The organism is Vibrio sp. 2130-1 (assembly GCF_033339515.1).
Genome location: NZ_JAWOUT010000004.1, coordinates 94,807 through 106,822 on the forward strand (window position 1 = coordinate 94,807; position 12,016 = coordinate 106,822).

Here is a 12,016-nt window from a genome sequence, read left to right on the forward strand (position 1 = left end):
GTGGAAGATGCAACAAGTCGATGAAGAAATTAATCGTGAAATAACGATGGATAAAAAGTTGAAAAAATATATCTTTTAAAAACAGTGATATAATTAAAAATTAAGTAGGTTACTAAAAGTTAACTAATTGCACTATATTTCTAGGTTACCATAATAAACCACATCCGACGCACAATGGTTACTGCGTCATCTTGTGAACTTATTTAAAGGTAATCCCATGAGCAACGTACTGATCATCAATGCACACGAACCATCACCATATTCAGAAGGTCGTCTAAATGCTTCTCTTGTCGACAAAGCACAGACGCTTCTGCAAGCAAAAGGCCATGAGGTTCGCGTTGTGACAATGCAAGATGAGATCAACGTAGATGAGCAACTCGCACACTTTGAATGGGCTGATCGCGTGATCATCCAAAGCCCAATCAACTGGATGTCTGTGCCTTGGTCATTCAAAAAATACATGGACGACGTGTTTACTGCGGGTATGGGCGGCGCACTGTGTGCATTTGATGGCCGTAGCGCAGAAGAACCAAAGAAAAACTATGGTACAGGCGGTACTCAAACCAACAGCAAATACATGCTTTCACTGACATTCAACGCGCCAGAAGAATCGTTTGATGATGAGAGCGAATACCTATTCCAAGGTAAAGGCGTGGATGATTTGATGTTCCACATGCACGCTAACTTCCGCTTCTTTGGTATGTCAGCACTGCCTACATTCGCTTGTTACGACGTGATGAAGAACGCAGATATCGAAAACGATTTTGTTCGTTTCGAAGCTCACATTAACGAAAACTTCTAATCCTTTTAGAAAGATAGTGCGAACTGAATGATGAATTGAGATGGACTGCTGCATGCGGTCCATTTTTATTTGTTTGCGGTGAGGTGACGTTTTTATTACTCTAAAGCACTAAATGTATCTAGCTTACTTTTCGTTACCTAGATTAGGTGCGTATCTTGAGGTGTATTGTGGAAAGCAGAATCAGTGTAGATAGCAAAGGTCGTAAGTCAGTGGCGAACGTATGTGCGGAGCCATGTGCTATCGAGAAAGGGATGCGTCTAATTGGTGGTAAATGGAAAGGTTCTCTGATTTATCATTTGAAAGACGGCCCAGTTCGTTTCAATGACTTAGCACGCATGCTAGGCGGTGCAAGTAAAAAGATGATCGACCAACGCCTTAAAGAGCTAGAAGCGGAAGGTATGGTGGTGCGCAAAGTGATCAGCGACCGCCCAATTGCCGTAAGCTATGAACTAACAGAGTTCGGCCGTACCGCACTTAAGATTCTTGATGATTTGCGAATTTGGTCTGAAAAGCATCAAATTGAGCTTCGTTAAGACCAAAGTAGTTAATCGCAAACGTTACTCTCTTTTGAAAGCTGATTAACAATACATCGCCGTTTTTACCCAAGTAACTTAGATGTGCTTCATTCAAATCGTAATTTGTTTCGTAAAACAACGTACTCTTTCGAGTCAGGCATATCGAGGCTACTTGAGCATAATCGTACTTTTTAAGTTTTTGATTTTTAGTTATTATTTATCATACTTAGTAAGTTGTAGAATAAATCACTCACTTCAGTTGAATTTAAAAAAGCACTATTTAATTCCAGTTTCTTTTCAAAATCGGAATATTTATCGAAATCCTCTTTATCAACTAAACCTATTGGTGAGTTTTCGTTAACGTGGCTTTCATATTTTTTGATGGTATATAATTTAGATTTTTCGTCAAAATATTGAATTATCTTAATGTTAACGTCAGGTCTCTCCGTATTATACGTGATCGTAATTTTTTCATAATCTTTATTAATCGGAGTCGTAAGCCCTGTAGGGTAGATGATTTTAAACCCATTAATGTCATTCTTCTTCGTGCTTTTATAATGTTTTGAGTATGAAAAGTTTTCAATTGCACTTTTAGTGACGATAATTGACTCACCTTTCTTTAAACCGTATTCGGTACATTCATAATCATCGACAACCGTAGAATTTCTTGTCTTTTCAATCAGGTAGGACATGCTTGCAGATGTCCCTCCGTGTTCCAGTTTTTGTTGGTTTACAGAACAATAGAAATGACCTTTGTCTACCGTCATTGCGTTGACTTGTTCCGGATTTGAAATGGTGGGATGTATATCTTTTGCTGGATCGTTGTCGCTTCCTCCTGAACCGCATCCAACTAATCCGATACAAACGGCTATATAAAGCAAAGAGATTTTATTCATACTGTATTTCTCAATTAAGATGTGTGATTGCAAATAACGATTAATTACATTTTTATAAAGTGAAATGTTTTTTATTTTTAATTGAACGGTGTTTTATTGGTAATTTAATCGTTTGCTTTTATTTTGTCTCTTACGGTATCTATGTTTTCATTTATGGTATGAATTATTAGATTTGCACAATTGTGAGTTGCAATAGGATAATAATCGCTAGCCAACTACTTGTGTAGGTACCGTTATGATTTATATATCCGTTAAGTCTAAGTTTTTAGTCTTAATTTCATGTATTTATCGTGAAAGTGACTTAGAAGTAAATAACTAACGTTGTTTGAGGGGAGCCTGGGCTTCACTGATCTTGTTTTTCATCAAGGCGTTGTATAATGAACAAGGACTCTATTTCCAACTTGTTGATACATATCAGATCTCACGGATCTGATATGCATTCCAAGTTATTCTCACTAAGGCAAGAATCCTAGCTTATTTAAGGATAGAAAGTTTACTTGGGTGTAGAAGATATTAGTAATCCAATGTGCCACGGATAGGGTAGTTATTGTTTGGATCGCGAATCCATGCCAATCCGCGTGATAGCGCGCCAAGCTCAGGGCGAACAAACGGGTTGTTTGAAATATCCACCACGTGTAAGTCGCCGTGTTCATTCACCACAAACAGACCTGGTTCTGCGAAATTATGATCGGTTTCCTGTTCAGATCGAGGAATAGATACATACAAGCCTAGCGTTTTCATTTGTTCTTCGGTCAGGCCGTAAGCGATAGGGAAGCTGATTTCAAGTTTCTCTAGATGCCCCTCTAGCTGTGCTTTTGAATCGCCAGAAACGGCAAGAATATCGACGCCAGCATCAGCGAAAGCCTGTTTGTAACTCTCAAGCTCGTTGAGGTACTTAGTACAAAGAGGGCAGTGTTTACCACGATAAACGAATACTGCTTGCCAAGTCGCATCACCTTGCGGCTGACCCAACGTTACGCTTGAACCATCTAGAAAAGTGGCTTGAAGATGAGGGAAGCTGTCGCCCGCTTTAAGTTTCACTGAAGTTGCCATATTGACTCCCGAATTGGTGATGTATATCCATGAATGCCCCTTTTTCAACAAATCGATTGGGGGGATGAGACTTCAATGTAGACTCTGTTTTGCGGTGTTTCAACTAGTCAACTTTTAGTAACCTGCAATAAGGTAGTAGAGTGCAAAAGATGAAAAAGCAGAACTTAAGATACAACGAAGTGGGGGTGTAGTATCAGGAGCTAAGTTCTGCTTGAGGTTAGGCTATGACCACTGGAACATATCGTTAAGATAAACCAGAGTCATCACTTCTATTTTATTACTCGATTGAGCTAGGCGTTGCTGAAAAAAGTACGCCATCATTGGCTTCTTCATTTTTTCCTCCTTTAGCTGACGAGTAAATTATGTGTATAAAAGGGGATATAAAAAAGAGAGTGCTTTTGTTGGCTTTTTTCCTAATAACGTAAATATATGGGGCTTTAAAGCCGAATTTGGAGGTTAATTGTGGAAAAGGGGAACAGATAATTAGGAAGTTTTCTTATTTTATTACCGCCAACTTAAGTAAACTATTCCTATCCACAAACTTCACAGCTCTAAGGTTGATTCAGTGTCTGATCTCAATTTGTTTCGCTATTACCAACGATTACTCTCGTTTAGCGTTGGTGATGAAACAAAAACCACGTTACAGGACATTGCCGACATCATGTTCACTTCTTCTCGGCATGCTCGTAGCCTGCTAACGCAAATGCAGCAGAAGGCGTGGTTGAGCTGGCATCCGAAAGCTGGGCGGAACCAACGATCGACTCTCATTCTGAATATGGAGTTAGACGTTTTAAAAGAGAGCTTGGCTCTTGAACGTATCAAGTTAGGCAAGTATGAAAAAGCGCTGGCGATATTAGATGAAGACGAAGTGGCATTTGGCCGTTTGTTAAAAACAACGTCTGGTGCTTCTGTGCAAGAAGGACAGCTCAATATTCAATTAACCTATAAGCGAATGTTTGAGCGCGTCGTTCCACATCAACTTCAGCGTAGCAGCGAACGTTTCTTATTAAGGCAAATCTATTGTTGCTTAGTTTCGAGTGATCACAATGGGAAAGTGCAACCAGAACTCGCACATCACTGGCGTTATGACGAAGACACCTACGAATGGACTTTCTACCTTCGTCCAGGTCTGACTTTTCATAATGGTAATTCCATTGATGCAGAAACAGTGGTTAGCTTGTTTGCAAAATTGAGTTCACTACAGTATTACGAAAAAGAGTTGGCACATGTTGCTAACATTACTGCGCCAACGCCATTGAAGGTTGTTTTTAAGCTTAATCGAGCTGACTTGGGCTTTGCTGGACTTATTTCTGGTGTGAAATACGGCATTCAACCAGTAAGCCAAGTTAACGTAGCGAATAACAAGCTGGTGGTCGGAAGTGGCCCATTCTCTGTTGTCGAGCACAATGAAAGTCGTTTAAAACTGCAAGCATTTAATGGTTACTATGCATGTAGAGTTCTAACGGATTTGGTGACTATCTGGATTGTTAATGACGAGCAGATGGAGAACCCGTCATTGGCAGCAAATACGTTGCAAAGGGATACTTCGCCCGAGGAGGATTTGTGTGGACACTATATGTCGACGCAAAACCGAGAAAACTCATCGGCGAGCAAGCGTAGCCGAATAGAAGATGGTTGCTTATTCGCCTTATTTAATCAGCACGCTAAGCACAAACTCTCTTTAGCGCAGCGCCGTTATATTAGTGAGCTAATTCAACCTGAGCACTTGGCCGAAGTGATGCGTCGCGAGAATATTGTATTTGGGAGTATACCCGCTTACAACCTGCTACCAGGTTGGAAGCCAGTGCTCCGTCCGTTCAGTGAGCCGCTTAAGTTACCTAAACACATTACGATAGCCGGATATAACTATACCGCGTTGCGTCGCTGTGCGCGGGCTATTTCTAATCGTTTGGTGAGTGTTGGCAGTAAAGTAGAAATTGTTATGTATTCCTATCGTGAGCTGAACGAGAAAGCTAAGAATGGTGAGCTAAATGAGACGATGGTCGTGACGAACATAAACCTAGATGATAATCGTCATGCCTCAGCGTTCACGAACTTCTTCAGCAACGCTGTGCTATTCCACACTTTGGGAGAGAAGAACGCACAATGGTTGGATGAACAACTACAGAGAGTCAGATCTTTCGTTCCACTTGAGGACTACCTTAATGCATTGGAGCCAATTGCATCGACGTTGATCAGCGAGTATTGGATTGCACCCATGTTCCACCATACACAAACTTTGCGTTTCCAAGGTGTTTTAGAAGACGTCGCTCTTACTAACTGGGGTTGGCCAGATATTCGCTCGGTGTGGTCTGCGGATTAACTGCCTTAGTTATATAGCAAAGTGCTGCTTCACGAATTCAATGAAGGCTCTGGTTTTCGCCGATTGATAGATGAGCTGCGGATACACCAAGTACACCGCGTTGTGCTGGTGGTCGGTTTCTTCCGATAAAACCTGCACTAGACGGCCGTGCTCAACGTCTTGTTCGACAAAGTAACTTGCTAACCGAGCAATGCCATTGCCAGACAGGGCTGATTCTTTGAGTAAGCGGTTTTCATTGCTTGAAAGCCAACCTTGGGTTTGAACTGTTCCCGTTTTTAACGGCCACTCTTTTTGATGCAATGTGGTTAAGCATTGATGCTCTTGTAAATCATCTAATGTCTCCGGCGTACCTTCTTCTTGCAGATACTGAGGAGAGGCAACCAGCCAGTGGTGGTAGTCCAAAAGGTGATGAGCAATCATATTCTCTGGCGGCGTTCTTGTCGCTCGAAACGCAAAATCAACGCTGGTTTCTGTCAGATTAAACGCTTGATAGCTAGAAAGGATCTCGAACTCTACGTTTGGATGTAAAGCGCGAAACGCTACGCACAAATCATGCAGCACCGCTTCAGCAAACATCTTGGGAGCGGTAAGACGAATCAGACCGTCTATTTGTTCAGATCGCTGACTTAAACTCTTTTCCATTTCCATTACGCGGCGTTTGAGATCTTCCGCTTGTGCAAAGATCGATTCACCTTCTGCCGTCAATCTCACGCTGCGTGTGGTTCGAACAATCAAAGGCGTTGCGAGTTCCGATTCCAATCGCTTGATTTGTTCCGACAGGTAACTTTTAGAGATACCAAGTTGCTCTGCTGCTCTAGAAAAGTTGAGTGTTTGAGCCACTTCAGCAAACAGCATCAGTTTTTCGATTCTCTTATAATCTGCCATCTTTATTGCTCGCTTTAATTGTTCGGTAACGAGGATAATGAATTCGATTTTACGGTATTAAACTAATTTTTACGAACGGTAAGATGGTTCGAGTTAATTTAAGAAATTGAAGATGCAGAAATCGGAAAAGTGAGAATAACGATGAACAATCCAACACTACCGCTCGCCAAAACCTTACCTAACGTTAGCCGCTTGGTCTTCGGCTGTATGGGACTTGGAGGGGAGTGGAATCGCAACCCATTAACCGCCCAAGATGAAAACCAAGCTTATGCCGCTGTCGAGGCTGCATTAGAGGTTGGCATCAATCTCTTTGATCATGCGGATATCTACAAATTCGGTAAGGCAGAAGAAGTGTTTGGGTGCATCTTAACCAATGACTCAACCTTACGAGAGCGAATTTATCTGCAATCCAAGTGCGGCATCCGTCTAGGAGATGAGCAAGGTGTTAAGCAGTATGACTTCTCTGCCAAATGGGTGACGGCTTCTGTTGAGGGCATTCTTGAGCGCCTTGGCGTGGAAAACCTTGATGTTTTGATGCTGCATCGTCCTGATCCTCTGGTTGAATTTGAAGAACTGGGCACAGCGCTCCAAGCACTGAAACAAGCTGGCAAAGTTAACCACTTCGGTGTTTCTAACATGAACAGTGCTCAAATTGATCTTCTTCAACAAGCAACGGGCGAAATTGTTGTGGCGAACCAGTTGGAAATGAGTCTGGCTAAGTCTGACTTCATCAAGCAAGGCATGGGGCTTCCTTCGTCTGCATCTGACTACGTTGCAGGAATACTGGAACATGCCCGTAAGCACAATATCCAACTGCAAGCGTGGGGCAGTATGGCGCAGGGAAGATTCTCAGAGCGTGGTTTACATTCTGATGATCACAACACCAGACAGACGGCGGAGATGGTAATGGCGCTAGCAGCTGAATATGGTGTGTCGTCTGAGGCGATTGCTTTAGCCTTCCTGACGCGTCACCCAAACCAAATTCAGCCTGTTATTGGTACTGCAAACCCACAGCGTATTCGCGCTTGTGCTCAAGTAGAGAACGTCACGCTATCACGTAGCCATTGGTATGGCTTGTTCGAGAAAACCCTTGGTCATGAGATCCCGTAGGAGAGAAAAATGAAATACGTACAAGTTCAAACTCTGATTCAAACGGCATTGGAAATTGCGACTGCTCGCAAGCAAAACATTGCGGTTGCCGTGGTTGATACACATGGAGAATTGCTCGGTTTTGCCCGAATGGATGATGTGAGTGTGCAAGCAGGTTTGTTGGCACAGAACAAAGCTTACACCTCGGCTAGAGACCGTCAGCCTAGTGGCAATCTGGGCGCTTGGGCTCGTGAGACAGGTAAGCAGTTGAGTTATTGGACTGACCCAAAGATCACTGGCTTTATGGGTGGTGTACCTGTAGAACAAGAGGAGAAAATCGTCGGTGCAATTGGCATTAGCGGTTTGGCTGAGCAAGATGATGAAGCACTTGCGATGGAAGTATTAAACGCGCGTTGAGTATAATGTTTATCAGTAGGTGTGATGCTTTGTCCAGCTTTGTACTCACTGTAGGGACTCAAGTTCACAGGCTTCGTCGAGTCACAATGCTATCTAATAGCCTGAAGTAAGCAGAAGTTGAAATCGCGAACTATGATTAATTTATTTGAAAGCTTTGAGGCCTAAATATGTTTCATAAGGTATTCGTTTCGCTATTTTTTGTTCTCCTCTCAGGCTGTGGTACGAGTGACAGCGCGTTAAAAGAGAGCGGTTATGATGAAGCTTATATCCAAGGCTTTCATGACGGTCGGCATAGTGGTATGCAAGAGGCAGGGAATGATTTTGAACACTATATTAAGGACGAAACAAGGTATCAAACCGACTCAGATTATCGGCAAGGCTGGGATGCTGGTGAGGTAGAGGGTAACAAGTTACAAAAGCAGGCGACCGCGATAGGACAAGGCATGATTGATAATTCATATGAAGAACGTGATGTCTTTGATCCTGATAAAGTGGCAAAAGATGCAATAAAAGGCGTTGATACATCGGAATTGAAAAGCCTAGAGTAACGGACTGATATAAAGAATAAAACTCGTCATTTGACGAGTTTTTTTTGTCTAAATGATTCATGTTTCAACGCTCAACAGGGCATTCATCGTTTGGGTATGAGTAATGTCGTTAATCACCTTTCTTGTTCTTTTGTTCAAGGATTAACGATAACAGGCGAACGAGCAGGGACTGAGCTTCCGGTGAGAGCAATCGCGCCACGGCCGTTAAGTCATTTGCTGTGACATGCTGAACATCACGTACATCTAAAGCAATATCTAGGTCAGTCAAATGAAGCGAACGCAATATGGCACGATATTGTGAGAGTTTAAGATCGGACTCTCCGCGCTCGATCCTTTGATATGTTTTTACGCTCATTCCAGCGATGTTTGCCATTTGCTCACGGGAGAGGCCATTCGATTTTCGTCTTGCGATCAGTGCTTGAATTATAGGGTCTACCTGCATGTGCTCTCCTGAAAGGACAGTTTTGACCTAAACGGAGCAAGAAGTGGACCAGTTTAACCACCACATATTTACCTGCTTTGCAATCAGTATAAAAATAACTGTCTTATAAAAACGTAAATATTTTAGTCAGTTATTAACTCAATGGAAAAGTATCAATCATACAAATCAATAGAAACGAAAGCTTCTATTCGCAAAATGCAACGCATTTTAGATCATTTATTTAGTGAAATTGATCAGCAACATCGTGAGACTAAAGAGAATGTTGTGACACTGATTCAACAGTCACAACAGCGATTGATGAACTACAAAGAGCTTTACCTTCACAAAGAATCGATAAGTGAAGTAGAGCTGCGGATGGCGCATGAAAATATGAGTGAGACTGAGAAGCAGGTCGCCGATATGGGTATTCCAGTGTTAACTTATATCATTGGCGCTCTAGATAAAGCGTATTAACACAGTCGTAAAGTCGGGCGATACAAGATTTACGCAATTTCGATCAATTGATGACATCTAAAAGAAAGGATGCAAATGCTGGGGAACCACACCCAGCATTCGGACACTCATTTACCTATATTTTCGAACCGTAAATCAGTGTTTAGAGGTATGTGAACCGAACAGTGTCGGTACGCAGCGAATAATAGCGATATTGTCCGATCTAGGCTACGTCCTTGGAATCTAACACCTTCACTTAAACTGTAAATTAATCTGTACACCCAGCCAAATTGAGCCATTGAGCACGTTCTTCCTTCTCTTTAAGCGATAAAAGACTAATTAGTGACGAAAAAAACAACACATCTTAGGTAAAAGATAAGAGTTGTTAAAATATATCGCTATAAGATTGACCTTTTTCTTTTCAATCGTCCTGCTTATGCCTTACAATCTTTTCGAACCAAATCCATTCATAACGAATGGGGTTGATGAATTAAGATGAACAATTTTGCTTCGAACCCAAAGTTGCGCACATTTCATCAACGATGACATCGCCAAAAACGACTCTCAAGTGTTCATGTGCAAATGATTAACCACCTTTTGTTGCGTGTTTTCTTAGCCATACAGGGCTCTTGTAACATAGTGCTCTTGTAACCAAATTTTGACTAAGTCGGAGCGTTTTGTTGTGTGCTTTAGATAAAGCACAACTGGTGAGAAATTAACGGATTGAATTTAGAGGTATTAACCGTGAACCTAAAACTTGTCGGCAGCTCCCTGATCGTTGCAGGTACTGCTCTTGGCGCTGGTATGCTTGCTATACCAATGGTGCTTGCTCAATTTGGCCTCCTTTGGGGCACTCTTCTTATGTTGTTCATCTGGGCTGGAACGACTTATGCTGCCCTGCTCCTTCTTGAAGCCAGTTGCAAAGTAGGTGGTGGTGTGAGCATGAATGCAATTGCTCGCGAAACGCTTGGTAAAGGAGGCCAGTTGGTAACCAACAGCTTGCTTTACGCCCTGTTAGTTTGTCTATTAATGGCTTACATCATTGGTGCGGGTGATCTGGTACAAAAAGTAACAGCCTCAATTGGGCTTCCAACATCCACGATCGCAAGCCAAGTCGGTTTTACTCTTTTAGTTGGTATCATTGTTTCGGCAGGTACAGGGGTAGTAGATAAGCTTAATCGCGGTTTGTTCCTAGGCATGATCGTAGCGCTGATCCTGACACTTTTTGCGCTTGCACCAAGCGTCTCGTTTGAAGGACTTGATGAGGTTGTGAGCGACGATAAAATGGCACTTATCAAAACCAGTTCGGTGCTTTTCACCAGTTTCGGTTTTATGGTCGTGATCCCATCGCTTGTAACTTACAACAAAGAAGCGAGTAAAACACAGCTGCGTAATATGATTATCGTGGGCTCAACTATTCCGCTTGTTTGTTACCTATTATGGTTGTTAGCGGTTGTCGGCAATCTACCACCTCATGAGCTTGTTCAATACTCCAACGTAACAGAGTTGATCTCGGTACTAGGTCAGCAATACGAGGGCTTAGAGTTCATCCTATCCATGTTTACTGGTTTGGCACTACTAACGTCGTTCTTAGGTGTTGCAATGGCGCTATACGATCAAAATGCAGACCTACTGAAAGCAAGTAAGCCAGTGATTTTTGTTACTACTTTTGTGCTACCACTATTAGGTGCTGTATTTGCGCCAGAACACTTCCTAGCTATTCTCAGCTACGCGGGGATTATTCTTGTGTTTCTCGCGGTCTTTGTCCCATTATCAATGACCATGAAAGTGCGCCGAGTGCCGGTAGAAGATGACAATATTTATGAAGCTGGTGGCGGCGCAATGGGAATGAGCATGATCTTCCTATTCGGCTGTTTCTTGCTGTTTGCCCAAGCAGTATAAAACCACGCTAGCTTATTTAAAAACTGAGCCGCTCGTATTCAAACGGGCGGCTTTTTTGTATTCATAGCCGAACCCAGGCCACTCAAAGTCATCAGCATTTGTGATGTTTGACGTTTCTCTGATAATCACGGTTAGCGCTGACTTTTTAGTAAAACTCCTTAGCGAAAGGCTGACATGTACAGTGATTCACCCTTCTATTATATCGATGTTGATATGAATAAGAGGCTCTGTTGTGTCAAAGCAATTATCTTTTGCCATGGTTGGCGTTATGTTGTCTTTAGGTGTGTTGAGTACAGAAGCGGTGGCTGACCCGAAGCATAAGCATGGACATCGGTACGATCACCATCATGCGCATCACCACCATCATAAACACAAGCGCAAGCACAAGCATAAACACAAACATCGTGACGTTATTTATGTGGAGACCCGACGACCAAGGCGCAGTTACTATTACCATGACCGAATTCCTCGGAATAGTACCTACATAAAGATTGGAGATTTCACTTATCTAAAAGTGGACGACCGCTATTATCGTCGTTCTAATGATCGCTATATCCATGTCGAGTTCAATTAAACTTGAAAGGGCACATAATCGGCGTTCTTGTAATGTTGAGGCTAATAGCAACAACATGGCACATGTAACATCGACCAATACTAGGGTTGAGGGTTAAAAACAAAAACAGCGAGCCGGTGCTCGCTGTTTTTGCTTAGA

At 42.4% G+C, this 12,016-nt stretch carries 13 protein-coding genes; 9 read left to right on the forward strand and 4 right to left on the reverse strand.

The window, feature by feature from the left end; translation table 11 throughout:
* The first annotated feature begins 217 nt into the window (after positions 1-217).
* Both R7Q09_RS07195 and R7Q09_RS07200 read left to right on the forward strand, forming a co-directional pair.
* Positions 218-802, forward strand: a complete 585-nt coding sequence (locus R7Q09_RS07195) for an NAD(P)H-dependent oxidoreductase (protein WP_017635228.1) — start codon at positions 218-220, stop codon at positions 800-802.
* A gap of 167 nt (positions 803-969) precedes the next feature.
* Positions 970-1,335, forward strand: coding sequence for a winged helix-turn-helix transcriptional regulator (locus R7Q09_RS07200; RefSeq protein WP_005375456.1), 366 nt, complete (start codon positions 970-972; stop codon positions 1,333-1,335).
* 188 nt (positions 1,336-1,523) lie between these two features.
* Here R7Q09_RS07200 and R7Q09_RS07205 read toward each other — a convergent pair whose 3' ends face one another.
* Positions 1,524-2,213, reverse strand: coding sequence for a hypothetical protein (locus tag R7Q09_RS07205; RefSeq protein WP_262658779.1), 690 nt, complete (start codon positions 2,211-2,213; stop codon positions 1,524-1,526).
* Between the two features lie 513 nt (positions 2,214-2,726).
* Positions 2,727-3,266: a redoxin domain-containing protein gene (locus R7Q09_RS07210; protein ID WP_318070696.1), complete on the reverse strand. Its 540-nt coding sequence runs from the start codon at positions 3,264-3,266 to the stop codon at positions 2,727-2,729.
* A 565-nt stretch (positions 3,267-3,831) separates the two neighbouring features.
* Here R7Q09_RS07210 and R7Q09_RS07215 point away from each other — a divergent pair.
* On the forward strand, positions 3,832-5,589 hold the full coding sequence (locus tag R7Q09_RS07215; RefSeq protein WP_262658780.1) for an SgrR family transcriptional regulator: 1,758 nt from the start codon (positions 3,832-3,834) through the stop codon (positions 5,587-5,589).
* 9 nt (positions 5,590-5,598) lie between these two features.
* On the opposite strand, the gene R7Q09_RS07220 is transcribed toward R7Q09_RS07215, so the two are convergent.
* Entirely contained in the window at positions 5,599-6,474 is an 876-nt protein-coding gene (locus R7Q09_RS07220; protein WP_017635840.1) for a LysR family transcriptional regulator, read from the reverse strand.
* 141 nt (positions 6,475-6,615) lie between these two features.
* Between R7Q09_RS07220 and R7Q09_RS07225 the strand changes: the two genes are divergently transcribed.
* The 3 genes from R7Q09_RS07225 (at position 6,616) to R7Q09_RS07235 (ending at position 8,528) form a co-directional block, all read left to right on the forward strand.
* Complete coding sequence (locus R7Q09_RS07225) at positions 6,616-7,584, forward strand: aldo/keto reductase family oxidoreductase (protein WP_262658782.1); 969 nt, start codon at positions 6,616-6,618, stop codon at positions 7,582-7,584.
* Positions 7,585-7,593: 9 nt separating this feature from the next.
* A complete protein-coding gene (locus R7Q09_RS07230; protein WP_017635842.1) occupies positions 7,594-7,980 on the forward strand; it encodes a GlcG/HbpS family heme-binding protein in 387 nt (128 codons plus the stop codon).
* A 167-nt stretch (positions 7,981-8,147) separates the two neighbouring features.
* Positions 8,148-8,528, forward strand: coding sequence for a hypothetical protein (locus R7Q09_RS07235; protein WP_005375467.1), 381 nt, complete (start codon positions 8,148-8,150; stop codon positions 8,526-8,528).
* 109 nt (positions 8,529-8,637) lie between these two features.
* On the opposite strand, the gene R7Q09_RS07240 is transcribed toward R7Q09_RS07235, so the two are convergent.
* Positions 8,638-8,970: a helix-turn-helix transcriptional regulator gene (locus R7Q09_RS07240; RefSeq protein WP_005375470.1), complete on the reverse strand. Its 333-nt coding sequence runs from the start codon at positions 8,968-8,970 to the stop codon at positions 8,638-8,640.
* A 141-nt stretch (positions 8,971-9,111) separates the two neighbouring features.
* On the opposite strand from R7Q09_RS07240, the gene R7Q09_RS07245 reads away from it, so the two are divergent.
* The 3 genes from R7Q09_RS07245 to R7Q09_RS07255 all read left to right on the forward strand — a co-directional run bounded on the left by R7Q09_RS07245 (position 9,112) and on the right by R7Q09_RS07255 (position 11,878).
* Complete coding sequence (locus tag R7Q09_RS07245; protein ID WP_005375472.1) at positions 9,112-9,423, forward strand: hypothetical protein; 312 nt, start codon at positions 9,112-9,114, stop codon at positions 9,421-9,423.
* Between the two features lie 723 nt (positions 9,424-10,146).
* Positions 10,147-11,304, forward strand: coding sequence for an amino acid permease (locus R7Q09_RS07250; RefSeq protein WP_005385167.1), 1,158 nt, complete (start codon positions 10,147-10,149; stop codon positions 11,302-11,304).
* A 232-nt stretch (positions 11,305-11,536) separates the two neighbouring features.
* Complete coding sequence (locus R7Q09_RS07255; protein ID WP_080276968.1) at positions 11,537-11,878, forward strand: hypothetical protein; 342 nt, start codon at positions 11,537-11,539, stop codon at positions 11,876-11,878.
* Positions 11,879-12,016 lie beyond the last annotated feature (138 nt).

Excerpts from the sequence above, each read along its gene's own strand:
- R7Q09_RS07225 (WP_262658782.1), top strand. The coding sequence starts at position 6,616 with ATGAACAATCCAACACTACCGCTCGCCAAAACCTTACCTAACGTTAGC.
- R7Q09_RS07205 (WP_262658779.1), bottom strand. The coding sequence starts at position 2,213 with ATGAATAAAATCTCTTTGCTTTATATAGCCGTTTGTATCGGATTAGTT.
- R7Q09_RS07210 (WP_318070696.1), bottom strand. The coding sequence starts at position 3,266 with ATGGCAACTTCAGTGAAACTTAAAGCGGGCGACAGCTTCCCTCATCTT.
- R7Q09_RS07220 (WP_017635840.1), bottom strand. The coding sequence starts at position 6,474 with ATGGCAGATTATAAGAGAATCGAAAAACTGATGCTGTTTGCTGAAGTG.
- R7Q09_RS07240 (WP_005375470.1), bottom strand. The coding sequence starts at position 8,970 with ATGCAGGTAGACCCTATAATTCAAGCACTGATCGCAAGACGAAAATCG.
- R7Q09_RS07230 (WP_017635842.1), top strand. The coding sequence starts at position 7,594 with ATGAAATACGTACAAGTTCAAACTCTGATTCAAACGGCATTGGAAATT.
- R7Q09_RS07195 (WP_017635228.1), top strand. The coding sequence starts at position 218 with ATGAGCAACGTACTGATCATCAATGCACACGAACCATCACCATATTCA.
- R7Q09_RS07235 (WP_005375467.1), top strand. The coding sequence starts at position 8,148 with ATGTTTCATAAGGTATTCGTTTCGCTATTTTTTGTTCTCCTCTCAGGC.
- R7Q09_RS07245 (WP_005375472.1), top strand. The coding sequence starts at position 9,112 with ATGGAAAAGTATCAATCATACAAATCAATAGAAACGAAAGCTTCTATT.